Raw genomic sequence first — 15,171 nt, 5'->3', positions numbered from 1 at the left:
GGCCGGCTCACCCCCATCGAATACGAGACCGTCATGACCACACCGGCCTACCAGGCCGCGTGACCCAACCTGTCACCCGCCCCTGCACCAGCCCCACACGATCCGGCCCGACTATCTTCGCTGCGACAGGTCACGGACCACCGTTACGGCTACGCGTGCCGGCCGTCGAGCCTGTTATGGCTACACGTGAGGGATCGCGCCGGTGCTGCACCATGTGCGCGGCCGACTTGTCCGGCGGCCCGGCGTACCTCGTCGTCGGCGGCACTCGGCAGGGCCGGAACCGGGGCTCCGGCCGGGTACACACCGCGGACGGCCACGGTCTCAACGGCCGTCACGCCCGTTGGTCCTGGAGTGCGTGGATGAGGCCGAGTGGGGTCAGCGCGATCGCCTTGCCCGTGTTGGCCGGCCCGGTGATGATCAGCCCGCGGCGGGCGCTGATCGCACCGCGGTTGAGGATGACCAGGCGGCGGCCGCAAGTGACGGTGTGCCGGACTGTGGAGGTGGCGACCACTTGCAGGCGGGCGTGGTGGTCGAGACGGTCATCGTCGTAGGTGTACTTGTCCTGCTTATTCAGAGCGTCGTACTCGTCCTGTGTCAGCATGACCATGGCTTCGGCGACCGCCGAGGCGACGAACTCGCGCCAGCCGGGCAGGGTGGTCAGTTGGCGTCCGAAGCCGTCGTCCGGGTCGTCGGTCAGCGGGGTGGTCACAGGCGCTTCCAGGGGTCCTCAAGCGGGTCGAGGAGTCCCAGCGGGATCACTTCGGCCAGCGTCTCCTCGTCCTCCGCCGGCTCTTCCGGGAAGGGTTCCTGCTGCGGTTTCGGCGGGAGCGGTGTCGCGGGGGCCGCCGGGGCGGTGGCTGTGGTCCGGGCCGCGACGCGGCGGTCCTTCTTGTCCGAAGCGGCCTTCCGCTTCATTTTCACCGTCGGCTGTTCGGGGCCGGCGTGGGCGCGGGGCAGCAGGGCCGCGACGGCATCGGCGAGTTCTTCCTCGGTGGCCTTGGGTAGCTGATGGCTGATGTGATCCCAGGCCAGGTCGCCGAAGGGGACCGGGGCCCGGTTCAGGCACTTCCAGGTCGCCTGGACCCACTCGCCGCCGCGGTGGTTGCGTACCCAGAGCGGGAGACGTCGTAGGGGTCGCGGTGGACTTCCCAGAGGCCGCGCTTGGCGGCGACCCCGGAGCTCTGGCGGCGCATCGGCCCCAGGTCGGGGCTGTCGTAGGTGCGGTTGTTGATCCTGATGCCGTAGGAGTTGACGGCTCTCCAAGCTGGGCGAACATCGAGGCGACGGAGCCCAGCATCTTCTCGATGTGCCCCTTCTCGAAGGGCGAGCCCTTGTGCGTGGGCTGGAAGTCGATCTCCAGGAATGGGCACGTCCATCGGACAGCCGGACGAAGTAGTCAGGGGCGTGCCGGCGCCTGCGTGTGCCGTTGACGGAAAAGGCTTGTTCAAAGGCCGCAAGGGCAGCCTCTTCGAACACACCGGCAGGTGCCCCCACCACATCCCCCACGTACCTGTACACCGAAATGATCAACCAGCGATGGCACTACCTAGCGTTGATCATCCTGCAGTGGCAATCGATCGACGATCACTGGCACAGGTAGGCCGCCGTCGGCCGGGGGCCTTGCCATCCGAACAGTTCCGATATATCGTTGAGCCATCGCGAACGATCAACGATGAAAGGAGCGTCATCATGCGTTCCCAAGGACACGAACATGGACACCGCGGCCCCGGACATCACGGTTGGGGCGAGCGGGACGAGCGACGGTCGGCCTTCGGGCCGTTCGGACCGCCCTTCGGCGGGGGCCCCTTCGGGCCCGGCGGCCGGGGGCGTGGCGGACCGCGCGGCAGGGCACGGCGGGGCGATGTACGCGCCTCGATCCTGGCGCTGCTGAAGGACCGCCCGATGCACGGCTACGAGATGATCCAGGAGATCGCCGAGCGCAGCGGCGGCGCGTGGAAGCCGAGCCCCGGCTCGGTCTACCCGACGCTGCAACTGCTGGAGGACGAGGGCCTGATCAGCAGCGCGAGCGAGGGCGGCAAGAAGCTCTTCACGCTCACCGACAACGGCAGGACAGAAGCCGACGCGGGCCCCGAGGCCCCGTGGGAGGACGCCGGCCGCGGCGTCGACTGGGATGCCATGAACGAGATAAGGAAGGCGGGCGGCGGTCTCATCGAGGCCTTCCGCCAGGTGTGGGCCACCGGCACCCCCGAGCAGCGCGCGAAGGCGCTGACCGTGGTGAACGACGCCCGCAAGAAGCTCTACCTGATCCTGGCCGACGAGGACGTCACCGACCTGACCAAGGAGTGACGTCGGCGGTCACCGGGCGCCCGGTCCCGTACCGGCGCCGCCCGCGAATCAACGAGTCGGCCCGGGGCGTCACGCTCCGGGCCGACTCGATCCGCGTATCAGCAGGCGGGTCGGGATGATCCGCGGCTCCGCCGTGTCGACCGGCGCCGCGTCGATCAGCTCGCGCAGCGCCTCCACGGCCGCCTCACCGAGCCCGCGCTGGTCCTGTGCCACCGTGGACAGCGCCGGGCGCACCAGCGCGGCGGCGTCGATGTCGTCGAAGCCGACCACCGCCAGATCGCGTGGCACCGAGAGACCGGCGTCGGCCGCCGCGTGCATCGCGCCGACCGCCATCTGGTCGCCCGCCGCGAAGATCGCCGTCGGCGGCTCGGCCACCGCGAGCAGCCTGCGGGCCGCCTCCTCGCCGCTGTCGAGGAAGAAGTCGCCCTCGGTCACGTACTGCGGCGGCACCGGGAGCCCCAGCCGGGCGCAGGCCCGCTCGTAGCCCGCCAGTCGCTCGGCGGCCGGGGGAAGGTGCAGCGGCCCGGTGATGGTGGCGATCCTACGGTGCCCCAGCGCGTACAGATGCTCCACCGCCGCCTCCGCGCCCGCCGCGTTGTCGGAGCTGACCCGTACCGTGCGCGGCCCAGTGAACGCGGTGTCGATGCCCGCGCAGGGCACGGCGGACGCGGCCAGGACGCGCAGGCAGCGGTCGTCGGCGGGGGTGGTCAGCACGATGACGCCTTCGAGATTGTGCCGCCGCACCGCTTGCAGATGCGCGGCGTCCGGGTCCTCGGGGCCCGGCGTCGTCAGCAGCATCAGGTGGTAGTCCGCCTCGGACAGCGCGGTGCGCACCGCGCTCAACAGGCCGAGCAGAAAAGGGTTGTGGAGTCCCTGCGCCTCCTGCCCGCTGTCCCAGATCAGACCGATGGTGTCCGAGCGGCGCCTGACCAGGGTGCGGGCCGGTTCATTGGGCGCGTAACCCAACTCGATCGCCAGTTGCCGGATTCGCGCGCGGGTGGCCTCGCTCACCTCGGCGCGGTCGTTGAGAGCCCGGGACACGGTGGCGGTCGACACACCACTGCGGCGGGCGAGTTCACGAATGTTCACGGCGTACCTGATTCTGCGCGAGGGGAACAACGTGGAAACATGGGACAGGCGAAAGGTGACTCCTGCGTACAGTCTTGACGATCAGTCAAGGCGAGGACAGACTTCCGGCCGATCGGAAACGTTTACGGCACTAGGTCCCGACAACCCGCCGGGACCCCGACAGGAACGGGACGCCTGCGATGCCTGCGAACGCACGACGACGACCACGCCTCAGAATCATTCTGACACTCGCCACCGCCGCAGCGTGTGTGGCCGCGGTGGCTTCCGTACCGGCGGAGGCCGGGGACAATCCGACGTACACCAACGCGAAAGCACCGGTCGACGTCCGGGTGAAGGATCTGCTGAAGCGGATGACACTGGCCGAGAAGATCGGTCAGATGGACCAGATCTCCGTGGTCAGAATGCAAGGCGACTGCGAGTGGAGCGGTGGCGAATTCACCGAATCCTGCATGAAGAGCGTGCTTCTCGACAACGCGGCCGGATCCGTACTGTCCGGCGGCGGCGCGGGACCTGCGGTCAACACGCCCGAGAACTGGGCGAAGATGGTCAACACGGTGCAGAAATACGCCGTCGAGAAATCCCGGCTGCACATCCCGATCATCTACGGCGTCGACGCCGTGCACGGCCACAACAACGTGCTGGGCGCCACGATCTTCCCGCAGGAGATCGGCCTCGGCTCGGCCTGGGACCCGACGCTGGCCAAGGACTCCGCCGCCTCCACCGCCAAGGCGGTCGCGGCCACCGGCATCGACTGGAACTTCGCGCCGGTCACCGACATCGCGCGCGACCAGCGCTGGGGCCGCTACTACGAGACCTTCGGCGAGGACCCGCTGCTCGCGGGCACGCTCGCCGCCGCGGCGGTCGACGGCATCGAAGGCGCCAACGGCGCCAAGAACGTGGCCGCCACCGTCAAGCACTTCCCCGGCTACGGCGAGCCCGGCAACGGCCACGACCGCGTGCCCGGTGACGTCTCGATGCGCTACCTCCAGGACACGCTGCTGCCGTCGTACAAGCAGGCCATCGACGCGGGCGCGCAGTCGGTGATGATCAACTCCGGTGCCGTCAACGGCATTCCGGCGACCGCCTCGCACTACCTGCTCACCGATGTGCTGCGCAAGCAGTGGGGCTTCGACGGAGTCGAGGTCAGCGACTGGGCCGACGTCGCGGCGTTGCAGACCGCGTACCACGTCGCCGCCGACTACCCCGAGGCCATCGCCAAGGCCGTCAACGCGGGCCTGGACATGGCGATGGAGCCGTACGACGCGCAGGGCTGGAGCACCGGCCTGAAGACCGCCGTGCAGCGCGGCCTGGTCACCGAGAAGCGCATCGACCAGTCCGTGTCCCGCATCCTGAAGATGAAGTTCGAACTCGGCCTGTTCGAACACCCCTACGTGGACGCCTCGAAGGCCAACGGCCGGGTGCTCGGCGCCGACACCGCGCTGGCGCGGCAGGCGGCCGACGCGTCGCAGGTGCTGCTGCGCAACGACGGCAATGTGCTGCCGATCTCGTCCTCCGCCAAGAAGATCGTGGTCGCCGGTTCCTACGCCGACGACATCAACGACCAGGTCGGCGGCTGGACGGTGGGCTGGCAGGGCGTGCCCGACGGGGTGACGCTGCCCGGCACCACGGTGCTCCAGGGCATCAAGAAGGCGGCGCCCTCCGGTACGGAGGTCATCCAGGCCAAGACCGCGGACGACGCGGTGGCGCAGGCCAAGAACGCCGACCTGACCGTCGTGGTCGTCGGCGAGAAGGCGGCGGCCGAGGGCGCGGCGGACAGCCCGCGGCCCGCACTGACCGCCGACCAGGTGGCGTTGGTGAAGTCCCTGAAGGCGACCGGCAAGCCGGTGGTCACCGTGGTGCTCGCCGGACGCCCGCTGGTGCTCGGCGAGGCGGACGGCACCCAGGGCCTGCTGATGTCCTGGCTGCCCGGCAGCGAGGGCGGCAACGCCGTCGCGGACGTGCTGTTCGGCAAGGTCAACCCGAGCGGCCGGCTCAACGCGACCTGGCCCAAGGACATCGGCAACGAGCCGATGTACTACCAGCAGTTGCCCGGCACCAACGGCGGCCCCGAGTCCTTCGTCGACGCCGCCTACCCCTTCGGGGCGGGCCTGTCGTACACCACCTACGGCTTCGACTCGGTCAAGGCCGAATCGTCCGCCGTGCGGGCCCGGGACACCGTCCACCTGAAGGTGAAGGTCTCCAACTCCGGTAGCCGTGACGGCGATCTGGTGGTGCCGGTGTTCGTCTCGCAGCCGTCGAGCGACGTGCTCGCCCCGTCCCGGAAGCTGGTCGCCTTCACCAAGGTGCACCTGAAGGCCGGGCAGTCCCGTACCGTCGCGCTCGACGTGCCGCCGAGCCGTCTCGCGGTCACCCCCGGTGACGTCAACGGCGCGGGCAAGCAGGAGGTGGCACGCGGCGCCTACGTCTTCACGGCAGGGACGCAGACCGCCACGGTGACGGTCCGCTGATCCACGCACACCGCCGGGCCGCGTGAGGGACGACCCCCTCGCACGGCCCGGCGCTTCGCGTACGGGCGGACCGTCACGCGCCCGGCGCGGGGGGCTCGGCCGGTTCGACGAGCCCGGCGATGGCGCGCAGCGAGTCGTTGAGCGCGGTCGTCGCCGAGTCCTTCAGCTTGCCCGCCATGAGGGAGACGGCGGCCCCGGTGAAGGTGCCGTCGATCCGTACCTCGGTGGCGTCGCCGTCGGGCGTGAGCGCGTACCGCATCCCGAGGCTCACCCCCATCGGCCCCTTGCCGCTGCTGCCCAGCACCCGCTCGGGCTCGAACTCGTCGACCGTCCAGGTCACGTCCGCGGGGAAGCCCATCATCCGCAGGCTCTCCTGGTACGTGGCCCCGGCCGTCAGCGGCCGCGGACCGCCCTCCGGGAAGGCGGTGTGGGTGGCGTTCCACTCGCCGTAGGAGGAGAAGTCGGTCAGCAGGTCCCAGATCTTCCCTGCGGGGGCCGCGATACGCGCCTGTGCGGAGACTTCGGCCATGCGATCACTCCCTGAGTACCGGTCCACTCCCTGAGTACCGGTCGTGCCGCGCACCGTAACCGCGGGCGCCGCAACACTCAATACTGATGGACCGTCAGATATGGGGAGTGCGGCCTGCCGACGCTGCGCGACAGCGTCGGGGGAGCGGCCAGCAGCCGGTTCACGTGCGCCCGCGGCAGACCGTGCGCCGGATTGACCGGCAGCAGCAGCCGGTCCGGACGGAACCTGGCCCTGCGGACCAGACGGCGCGGGATCACGTCGTCGATCCAGGCGAAGGGCCGCCCCGCCGCGTACCGCAGGATCGGCGCCCACTTGCGCGCCGAGTACCGCTCCGCCTCGCGCAGCGGCGGATCGCCGGGCCGCGGCCGGTAGCCGCTGAATTCCACCACCGGAAGCGGCGGCAGACCCAGGCGCGGGGCTATGTGCGCGTTCGCCTCGTGCTCCCAGGTGGTCGCCCACACGAGGTCGTACATATCCGCCAGTTCGCGCAACCACACGCCGTGCCTGGCGGACAGCAGCACGGTGTGGGTCAGGATGTCGTGCACGGTGAAGTCCGGCGAGGGCAGCACCGGATTGAGCACACCGTCGACATCCAGGAAGAGCAGCGGTCGGACCATGGAACTCCTTCCCCGGTGGCGGGGCAGGTCGGTGTGTGTCGCCAGAGAGGGACGAGGCGACGGCCGGTACGGTTGCGGGTCGGACGGGAGGACATATGCGCGAAGACGACGGTCCGGCTACCCCCGACGGCGGAAGCGACGCGTCACCCGGGGGCGCGTCACCCGATGATGCGGCACCCGGCGGGGCGGCAGTCGGTAATGCGCCGCCGGACGAGGCGGCACCCGGCGGACCGCGACAAGGCCGTACGTCGCCCGGCGACCCCACGCCGGGCGACGCGGCTCTGCTCGCCAGGCTGCGGGCCGCCCCCGTACTGGCCGGGCCGCTGCCGGAATTCGACCCGGCCGACGCACCCGACACCCCCGGCCCGCTCTTCGCGACCTGGCTGGAACTGGCGCTTTCCGACGCACTGCCGGAACCGCACGTCATGACGCTCGCCACGGTCGGCGCCGACGGGACGCCCAGCGCCCGCGTCCTGATGCTGCGCGGAGTCGACACCGCCGACTGCGCCGTCGACTTCGCGTCCGACGCGGTCAGCCGCAAGGGCCGCGACCTGGCCGCGAACCCCGTCGCCGCGCTGACCTGGTACTGGCCCGCGCACGGACGGCAGATCCGGATGACGGGACCGGTCGACGTACTGGACGAGGAGACCGCCCGGCGGGACTTCCTCGGCCGCTCCCCGGCCTCCCGCGCCGCCGGCTTCACCGGGCGGATGAGCGGCCCGCTGACCGGAGCGATGGAGTACGAGCGGGCGCGCGCCGCGGCGGACGCCCTGGTGGCCGCGGAACCGGAACGGATTCCCGAGGGCCACACCGTCTACCGGCTGCGCGCCCAGGAGGCGGAGTTCTTCCAGGCCGACCCCGGCCGCTTCCACGTACGGCTGCGGTACACCCGCTCCGATCAGACGGGGGAGGGCCGGGACGGCCGCGGCGACGGGGACACGGACGGCGGCTGGACCCGGACCCTGCTGTGGCCATGACTCATCCCTGGGGATGACGCGGGAACCGGCCAACCCCCTCCACGGGCGGAGGCACGGATGGCCCCGGGTGCGGATGCGCCACACCGGGGCCGCCTGATGAGGTGGATGGCGTGTACAGCAACCACGGGCCGCCGCTCGACCTGAGCCACCTGGCGGACGACCTCCGCCTCACGGTCGAACTGCGTTCCGTGGCGGCCGGCGCGCGCCGCCGGGCCACGCGCGACGGCGACCAGCAGATCGACACCGCCCACCTGCTGCACTCCCTGCTGGAGATCGACCCCCTGGCGCGGGCCGCCTGCGACGCCGGGACCGGACAGGTCGTCCGCGTGCTCGGCTACCTGGTGCAGCGCAGCATCGGATACGGGCTGCGCTGGCGCGGCACCGTCGAGGACTCCGGCGCGCTGCCCACCGTCCAGGCAGTCGCCGGCACCGGCTGGAGCCCGTCCGCCGCCGCCGCGATCCGCAACGCAGTCGCCCTCGCCCGCCGCCGTGGCCGCACCCAGGCCGACGGCATCGACCTGCTCGACGCGCTCGCCTCCGACCCCGAATGCCGCGCCGTGGACGTGCTGCGCGCCGCCGGACTCGACGTCAGCGGCTACCGGGATGACGGTCCTGTCGCGAGCTGACATCATGACCCGATGCACGTAACTCAGCGGCGAAACGGGGGCCTCGGGCTCGCTCTGGTGTCCGCCTTCGCCTTCGGCGGCTCGGGCGTCGCCGCCAAACCGCTGATCGAATCAGGGCTCGACCCGCTGCACGTGGTCTGGATGCGCGTCGCGGGCGCCGCGCTCATCCTGCTCCCCATCGCCCTGCGCCACCGCGAACTGCCGCGCCGCAGGCCGGGACTGATCCTCGGGTTCGGCCTCCTCGGCATCACCGGCTGCCAGGCCCTGTACTTCGTGGCCATCTCCCGCATCCCGGTCGGCGTCGCCATCCTCGTCGAATTCCTCGGCCCCGCCCTGCTGTTGGGCTGGGTCCGCTTCGTCCAGCGCCGCCCCGTCAGCCGGTCCGCCGCCCTGGGCGTCGTCCTCGCCATCGCCGGCATGGCGGCCGTCGTCGAGATCTGGTCCGGCCTGGCCTTCGACCCGCTCGGCCTGCTCCTCGCCTTCGGCGCCGCCTGCTGCCAGGTCGCCTACTTCGTCCTCGCCGACGACGGCGCGGAGAGCGCGGACGCGCCGGAACCCATCGCCGTCATCGCCTACGGCCTCCTCGTCGGCACCGCCGTCCTCTCGGTCGTCGCCCGCCCCTGGAACATCGACTGGGCGATCGTCTGGCAGCAGTCCGCGCTCGGTGAGCGCGACGTCCCGGCCGTTCTCCTCGTCGCCTGGATCGTCCTCGTCTCCACCGTCGTCGCCTACCTCGCCGGCGTCCTCGCCGTCCGCCGCCTCACCCCTCAGATCGCCGGGGTCGTCGCCACCCTCGAAGCCATCGTCGGCACCGTCCTCGCCTGGGTCCTCCTCGACGAGCACCTGGGCGCCGCCCAGGTCGTCGGCGGCGCCCTCGTCCTGGCGGGCGCCTTCACGGCCCAAACGGCGAGCCGCGCCAAGCCGGCGGCGACGCCGGACCCCCTCCCGGAACCGGACTTGGCCGACGCCTAGCGCCGACCGGCTCCCCGCCGGGCACCGCTGCGCGGTGGGGTTCACCACACGGGTGCCCCTGCGCGAGGGGCTGCGCCCCTCCGGTACCGCTGCGCGGTGGGGGTTCGCCGGTAGCCAGCGAGCCAAAGGCGGCGCCGGTGTTGAAAGGGAGAACGCGCACAGAGAGCGAGGAACGAGCGAACGAGCACGATCGACTGTCGACACCGGATTTAAGCCGCCGGAGGCGAGAGGGCGGCAAAAAAAGGGAATCGCGGTGAGCTGACGCAAGAGGGCTCCCACGCACAGTGACTCGCGACGGCGCGCTGACGCGAGTGGGCGACCCGCAACGGTGGCTTGACGCGGGAGTGCCAGCCGTACCGGTGAGCTGACGCAAATGGGCCACCCGCACCGCTGAGCCGACGCAAAAGAGCCACCCGCACCCCCCCGCAAGAACCCCCGCACCCCCCACCCGCCCCCCTTCCCCCCAAGAGCCCACCCCCCGCGTCGCGTAAGCTCCCCCCATGCATCTCACCGTTCTCCCGCCTCCTGCCGTCTGACGCGGGCGGCGACATTTCGGAAGACCTGGGGCCGGACCCGGCGCGGTGACTCGCGTTCGAGGTGAACGGCCGGGTCGCCGCTGTCCGCATATGGCGACCGGCGACCTCACCCCACCTCTTCCGCGGGAGAATTCTCGTGTCACTCACGCCTGTCCACACCCCGGTCGACGCTGCCCTGTCGACGAACCGGGGCCTGATCTATGTCGTTTTCGCGGCCACCGCCTGGGGGACGGCGGGCGCCGCGGCGGCGCTGTTGTACGACGGGAGCGGGCTGGGCCCGCTGTCGCTGACCTTCTGGCGGGCGGCCGGCGGCTTTCTGCTGCTGTTGGCGGTGCGCGCGGTGCGTCCGGCCGCCGCGGTGCGGGTGGTGCGGGCGGAGCCGCGGCGGCGCAAGGCGGTGCGGATCCTGGTCACCGGCGCGGGGCTGACGCTCTTTCAGACCGCGTACTTCTGCGCGGTGAAGTCCACCGGGCTTGCGGTGGCCACGGTGGTGACGCTCGGGTCGGGCCCGGTGCTGATCGCGGTCGTGGCGCGGCTGGCGATGGGGGAGCGGCTCGGGCGCGGCGGTACGGCGGCCGTGGCGGGCGCGCTCGGCGGCCTCGCGGTGCTGGTGCTGGGCGACGGCGGTACGGGCGTACGGCCGCTCGGTGTGCTGCTCGCTGTGCTGTCCGCCACGGGGTACGCGGCGATCACGCTGCTCACCCGGTGGCTGGGGCGCACGGGCTCCGCGGGCGACCCGCTGGACACCTCGCTGTGGTCGTTCGGCATCTGCGCGGTGGCGCTGTTGCCCGCGGCCTGGGCCGAGGGGCTGTTGCCGCAGGCGGCGGGGCTCGGCCGTACGGTGCTGCTGCTCTGCTACCTGGCGTCGGTGCCGACGGCCGCCGCGTACGGGCTGTACTTCGCGGGCGCCGCGGTCCTGCGGGCCGCGACCGTCTCGGTGATCGCCCTGATCGAGCCGGTCTCGGCGGCCGTCATCGCCGTGGCCCTGCTCGGTGAACACCTCACGGCCGCGACGGTGACGGGCACCGTGATCCTGCTGGCGGCCGTGACCGGTCTCGGTCTTGAGGAGGCCAGGTCCGCGTCGGCGCAGCGGAGGGCGGCGCCCGTCGTGGGGTGAACCCTTCAGGCGCCGGTCCCGGCGTCGGCCGCCGCGGACAGGCGGCGGATCTGATGGTTACGGGCCGCCGCGTCGTGCGGCCCGTCCCGGTCCGCGAGCAGGTCCATGACGCGCCGCCGCATCCGCTCCGGCTTGTTGCCGCCGTACTTGAACTTCGCCCGTACGTCGGTGACGTCGAGGCGGACACCGCGGATGCCGGGCAGCATGCGGCCGAACGGCTCCTGGCCCGGTTCCACTAGCGCGGTGCCGCCTCGCGGCTGGAAGTGGCCGACCTGGCGTCGCAGGAGGTCGGCCTTGAGCTGCGGGTCGTCCACGATGTGGGCGGTGCAGTACAGCAGGACGGCGGCGTAGAAGCTGGTCGGTGTGCCGTGTTCCGTGGGGGCGCCCTCGGGCGTGTGCCAGGGGCCGGGGATGAACGTGTAGTCGTCCACGACGCTGAGCGTGACCCGCGGGCTCGCCTCCAGGGCCCGCCAGATCGGGTTCGGGCGGGCGAGGTGCGTGACCGCCTCGCCCAGCCCGGCCGGGCCGGGACCGTCGGCGCCGGCCCGCGGGTCGTAGGCGAAGTGCAGCGGCTGGACGAACGGCGGCTCTCCGTCGAGGCCGTTGACGGTGAGCTGGCCGAAGTCGTGGACGGCCAGCCACTCCTGCCACTCGCTGTCGGAGGTGGGCGCGTCCCAGGGGTGGATCAGCATGCCGCGAGCCTCACTTTCCCGGTCGGCCGGGCAGGTAGCCGGGCAGCGGGATCGACGGGTCGAGGTCGTCCGCCGGGATCGGGGCGCCGTAGGTCCTGGCGACCGGGACCACGCCGGTCCAGTAGGGGAGCGAGATGTCCTCCGGCTCATCGTTGGGGCCGCCGGTGCGGAGCTTCGCCGAGACCTCCAGCAGGTCGAGCCGGATGACGGCGGTGGCGGCCAGTTCCTTCGCGTCCGCCCGGCGGGAGTCGGCGGCGCGTCCGGGCACGGCCTGCTCGACGATCGCGTCCAGCGCGAGCGACCGCTCGGCCGGGTCGGTCACCTCGTGGGCGATGCCGTGCACCACCACCGAGCGGTAGTTGATCGAGTGGTGGAAGGCGGACCGGGCCAGCACCAGGCCGTCGACATGGGTGACGGTGAGGCAGACCGCGAGCCCGTCGTCGGCCCGCGCCCCGCGCAGCGGCCGGGACCCGGTCGAACCGTGCACGTACAGCCGCTCGCCCGACCTGGCGTAGAGCGTCGGCAGCACGACCGGCGCGCCGTCGCGGATGAAGCCGAGGTGGCACACATAACCCTCGTCCAGGATGCCGTGCACCATCTCCCGGTCGTACGCGGCGCGTTCGCGGCTGCGGGTCGGGACGGTGCGGTCGGTGGGCGGATATCCGACGGGAGGTGCGGAGGCCATGGCGAGATCCTTTGCACTAGTGCATAATAATGTTTGTGCTAGGAGATTACCGGATCACAGGTCGGGGCGCATCGGATATCGCCGCCAGCGTCGAGAGCGCGGTCGGCACGGGCGCACTGCGTCCCGGTGAGGCGCTGCCGCCGCTGCGGGAACTGGCCCAGGAGTTGGACGTCAACCCGAACACCGTGGCCGCCGCCTACCGACTGCTGCGCGACCGCGGGGTGATCGAGACGGCGGGGCGGCGCGGCAGCCGGGTACGGTCACGGCCCGCCACCGCGCCCCGCGACGAGATCCGGATCGACGTCCCGGCGGGCGTCCGCGACATCGCCTCGGGCAACCCCGACCTCGCGCTGCTGCCGCCGCTCGACGGGGCGCTCGCCGCCGCCGCAGCCCGCCACGCGGAGGCACCCGCGCTCTACGGCGCCGTCCCGGTCGATCCCGAACTGGCGGCGGCGGCCCGCGCCGCGTTCGACGCGGACGGCGTTCCCGGCGGGCCGATCGGCATCACCTCCGGCTCGCTGGACGCCATCGAGCGCGTCCTGGCCGCCCATCTGCGGCCCGGCGACGCCGTGGCCGTCGAGGACCCCGGCTGGGGCAGCACCCTCGACCTCGTGCCGGCGATGGGGCTGCGCGCCGTCCCCGTCGGCGTGGACGACGAGGGACCGCTCACCGAGGACGTGGCACGGGCCGTCCGGGCGGGCGCCCGGGCGCTCGTCGTCACCGACCGGGGACAGAATCCGACCGGCGCGGCCGTCTCGGCCGCCCGCGCCCGGGAGTTGCGCGCCCTGCTGGCCGACCACCGGCAGGTGCTGGTCATCGACGACGACCACGTACACGGTCTGGTCGACCTGCCGCTGCACTGCCTGTCCGGGGTCACCGACCACTGGGCGCTGGTCCGCTCCACCGCCAAGGCATACGGCCCCGACCTGCGGCTCGCGCTCTACACCGGCGACGCCGTGACCGTCGACCGGGTGCGCGGGCGGCACCGCCTCGGCGCCGGATGGGTCAGCCACCTCCTGCAACGGGCCGTCGTCCACCTCTGGGAGTCCGGCGCCGTCGATCCGGCCCGCACCGCGCGGTCCTACGGGGAGCGGCGCGACGGTCTGGTGCGGGCGCTGGCCGAGCGCGGGATCACGGCGCACGGCCGCAGCGGCATGAACGTATGGGTGCCGGTCAGTGACGAGACCGGCGCGGTGGCCGGGCTGCTCCAGCGCGGCTGGGCGGTGGCACCGGGTGCCCGCTTCCGGCTGGCCTCACCGCCGGGCATCCGGCTGACCGTCTCCGCGCTCGCCCCCGCCGACGTCGTCCCGCTGGCCGACGCCGTCACCGCCGTACTGCGCCCGGCGGGGCCGGGCGCGGCGTCAGGCGCGGGCCGCTACGGCTGAGCCCTGACGGCCGTAACGGGTACGTTCGCCGCGGGCTCGGCCGCGGACCGGGGCTCCGCGGCGGGCAGTGCCTCCTCCGCCCGTATCGGCGTCCGGAGCTGGACCTCGGCCTCCACGGGCACGGCGACCGGTTCCGGTTGCTCTTCCGGTGCGGGCGCGACCTTGGGGCGGCGCTGGGTGAGGGCCGCGCCGATCAGGATGACGGCGGCGCCGACCGGCTCGTTCCAGCTCAGCGCCTCGCCGAGCAGCAGGACACCGGCGGCGGTGGCCACGATCGGGATGAGGTAGGTGACCATCGAGCCGATCGTCGGCCCCTTCTCCGCGACCAGGCCGTACTGGATGAGGAAGGCGAACCCGGTGCCGAGCGCGCCCAGCGCCAGCACCGACAGCACGGACTTGAGCGGGTACGAGTCGGGCATCGAGGTGAAGAACGGCGTGACCAGCAGCAGTTGCGCGGTGCCGAGGCTCAACTGGCTCGCGGACATGGCCAAGTGGGAGCTGCCCGTGCCGGACAGGGTCCGGCGCACGTACGCCCAGCCGACCGCGTAGCTGAAGGCCGCGGTGAGCGCCATGATCGTGCCCTTGGGGTCCTGTCCCGAGAAGCCCTGCCAGGCGCCGAGCACGGTCAGCACGCCGATGAAGCCGAGGCCGACACCCGCGAAGCGCTGCCGCGAGGGCCGGTCCTCCGACAGCGCGACCACGGACACCAGCATCGAGAACAGCGGCGTCGCCGCGTTGCATATCCCCGCCAGCATCGACGGAATGGTCTGTTCGGAGTAGGCGAAGAGCGAGAACGGCAGCGCATTGAGCAGTACCGCGGCGACCGCCAGGTGCAGCCAGACGCGGGGTCCGTGCGGCAGCCGCTCTCGCTTGACCGCGACCGCCACGGCCAGCACCGCTGTGCCGAAGACCATCCGGCCGAGCGTGACCTGGAGGGGCGCGAACGCCTCGTTGCCCACCTTCATGAACAGGAAGCTGAAGCCCCAGACCAGGCCGAGCGCGGCGAAGCGGACCCGCCAGTCGACGGTCCTGCGCGGTATGCGGCGCGAGGTCCGGCCGGAGCGGGGCGAAGAGGAAGCGGGTGTCGGGGAGACGGGAGCGGAAGCGGCTGTCCTGGGCTCGGCGGGTGCGGTCATGCGACTACGATGGCGCGTTCGACCTCGTAGAACAA

15 protein-coding genes are annotated in these 15,171 nt (G+C 72.1%); 7 read left to right on the top strand and 8 right to left on the bottom strand.

Going from position 1 to position 15,171, the window contains the following annotated elements; all coding sequences use genetic code 11:
* Window positions 1-331 precede the first annotated feature (331 nt).
* Together ACFZBB_RS23540 and ACFZBB_RS23535 are read right to left on the bottom strand one after the other, a co-directional pair.
* On the bottom strand, window positions 332-709 hold the full coding sequence (locus ACFZBB_RS23540) for a hypothetical protein (RefSeq protein WP_391125627.1): 378 nt from the start codon (window positions 707-709) through the stop codon (window positions 332-334).
* Window positions 706-915 (bottom strand): hypothetical protein, encoded by a 210-nt coding sequence (locus ACFZBB_RS23535; RefSeq protein WP_391125625.1) that lies wholly within the window; start codon window positions 913-915, stop codon window positions 706-708. The genes ACFZBB_RS23540 and ACFZBB_RS23535 overlap by 4 nt, the downstream gene beginning before the upstream one ends.
* A 774-nt stretch (window positions 916-1,689) precedes the next feature.
* Here ACFZBB_RS23535 and ACFZBB_RS23530 point away from each other — a divergent pair.
* On the top strand, window positions 1,690-2,307 hold the full coding sequence (locus tag ACFZBB_RS23530) for a PadR family transcriptional regulator (RefSeq protein WP_188283150.1): 618 nt from the start codon (window positions 1,690-1,692) through the stop codon (window positions 2,305-2,307).
* Between the two features lie 69 nt (window positions 2,308-2,376).
* Here ACFZBB_RS23530 and ACFZBB_RS23525 read toward each other — a convergent pair whose 3' ends face one another.
* The gene (locus ACFZBB_RS23525) at window positions 2,377-3,396 is read right to left on the bottom strand and encodes a substrate-binding domain-containing protein (protein ID WP_391051132.1); all 1,020 of its coding nucleotides are present in this window, start codon (window positions 3,394-3,396) and stop codon (window positions 2,377-2,379) included.
* A 257-nt stretch (window positions 3,397-3,653) separates the two neighbouring features.
* On the opposite strand from ACFZBB_RS23525, the gene ACFZBB_RS23520 reads away from it, so the two are divergent.
* Window positions 3,654-5,864 (top strand): glycoside hydrolase family 3 N-terminal domain-containing protein, encoded by a 2,211-nt coding sequence (locus ACFZBB_RS23520; RefSeq protein ID WP_391125622.1) that lies wholly within the window; start codon window positions 3,654-3,656, stop codon window positions 5,862-5,864.
* Between the two features lie 73 nt (window positions 5,865-5,937).
* Here the strand turns inward: ACFZBB_RS23520 and ACFZBB_RS23515 are convergent, their stop codons facing one another.
* A complete protein-coding gene (locus tag ACFZBB_RS23515; protein WP_391125618.1) occupies window positions 5,938-6,393 on the bottom strand; it encodes an SRPBCC family protein in 456 nt (151 codons plus the stop codon).
* Window positions 6,394-6,470: 77 nt separating this feature from the next.
* The gene (locus ACFZBB_RS23510; RefSeq protein WP_391125615.1) at window positions 6,471-7,010 is read right to left on the bottom strand and encodes an HAD domain-containing protein; all 540 of its coding nucleotides are present in this window, start codon (window positions 7,008-7,010) and stop codon (window positions 6,471-6,473) included.
* Between the two features lie 95 nt (window positions 7,011-7,105).
* Here ACFZBB_RS23510 and ACFZBB_RS23505 point away from each other — a divergent pair, with 95 nt between their 5' ends.
* From ACFZBB_RS23505 to ACFZBB_RS23490, 4 genes are all read left to right on the top strand, one after another.
* A complete protein-coding gene (locus tag ACFZBB_RS23505) occupies window positions 7,106-7,987 on the top strand; it encodes a pyridoxamine 5'-phosphate oxidase family protein (RefSeq protein ID WP_391125612.1) in 882 nt (293 codons plus the stop codon).
* Between the two features lie 110 nt (window positions 7,988-8,097).
* A complete protein-coding gene (locus tag ACFZBB_RS23500; protein ID WP_391125609.1) occupies window positions 8,098-8,613 on the top strand; it encodes a Clp protease N-terminal domain-containing protein in 516 nt (171 codons plus the stop codon).
* A gap of 12 nt (window positions 8,614-8,625) precedes the next feature.
* Window positions 8,626-9,585, top strand: coding sequence for an EamA family transporter (locus ACFZBB_RS23495; protein ID WP_391125606.1), 960 nt, complete (start codon window positions 8,626-8,628; stop codon window positions 9,583-9,585).
* A 672-nt stretch (window positions 9,586-10,257) separates the two neighbouring features.
* Window positions 10,258-11,238, top strand: coding sequence for an EamA family transporter (locus ACFZBB_RS23490; RefSeq protein ID WP_391125603.1), 981 nt, complete (start codon window positions 10,258-10,260; stop codon window positions 11,236-11,238).
* 5 nt (window positions 11,239-11,243) lie between these two features.
* Here the strand turns inward: ACFZBB_RS23490 and ACFZBB_RS23485 are convergent, their stop codons facing one another.
* Both ACFZBB_RS23485 and ACFZBB_RS23480 read right to left on the bottom strand, forming a co-directional pair.
* Window positions 11,244-11,930 carry an FMN-binding negative transcriptional regulator gene (locus tag ACFZBB_RS23485; RefSeq protein ID WP_391125600.1) on the bottom strand — a complete coding sequence of 229 codons (687 nt, stop codon included), beginning with the start codon at window positions 11,928-11,930 and terminating at the stop codon, window positions 11,244-11,246.
* 10 nt (window positions 11,931-11,940) lie between these two features.
* Window positions 11,941-12,615 carry a pyridoxamine 5'-phosphate oxidase family protein gene (locus ACFZBB_RS23480; protein WP_391125597.1) on the bottom strand — a complete coding sequence of 225 codons (675 nt, stop codon included), beginning with the start codon at window positions 12,613-12,615 and terminating at the stop codon, window positions 11,941-11,943.
* Between the two features lie 35 nt (window positions 12,616-12,650).
* Between ACFZBB_RS23480 and ACFZBB_RS23475 the strand changes: the two genes are divergently transcribed.
* The gene (locus ACFZBB_RS23475; RefSeq protein ID WP_391125594.1) at window positions 12,651-14,000 is read left to right on the top strand and encodes an aminotransferase class I/II-fold pyridoxal phosphate-dependent enzyme; all 1,350 of its coding nucleotides are present in this window, start codon (window positions 12,651-12,653) and stop codon (window positions 13,998-14,000) included.
* Here the strand turns inward: ACFZBB_RS23475 and ACFZBB_RS23470 are convergent.
* On the bottom strand, window positions 13,991-15,136 hold the full coding sequence (locus ACFZBB_RS23470; protein WP_391125591.1) for an EamA family transporter: 1,146 nt from the start codon (window positions 15,134-15,136) through the stop codon (window positions 13,991-13,993). The two genes, ACFZBB_RS23475 and ACFZBB_RS23470, sit on opposite strands and share 10 nt — an antisense overlap.
* Between the last annotated feature and the right edge of the window lie 35 nt (window positions 15,137-15,171).

It is taken from the genome of Streptomyces sp. NPDC008139 (assembly GCF_042957025.1).
Taxonomy (GTDB): Bacteria; Actinomycetota; Actinomycetes; order Streptomycetales; family Streptomycetaceae; genus Actinacidiphila.
This window is presented reverse-complemented; position numbering and strand designations above follow the sequence as displayed.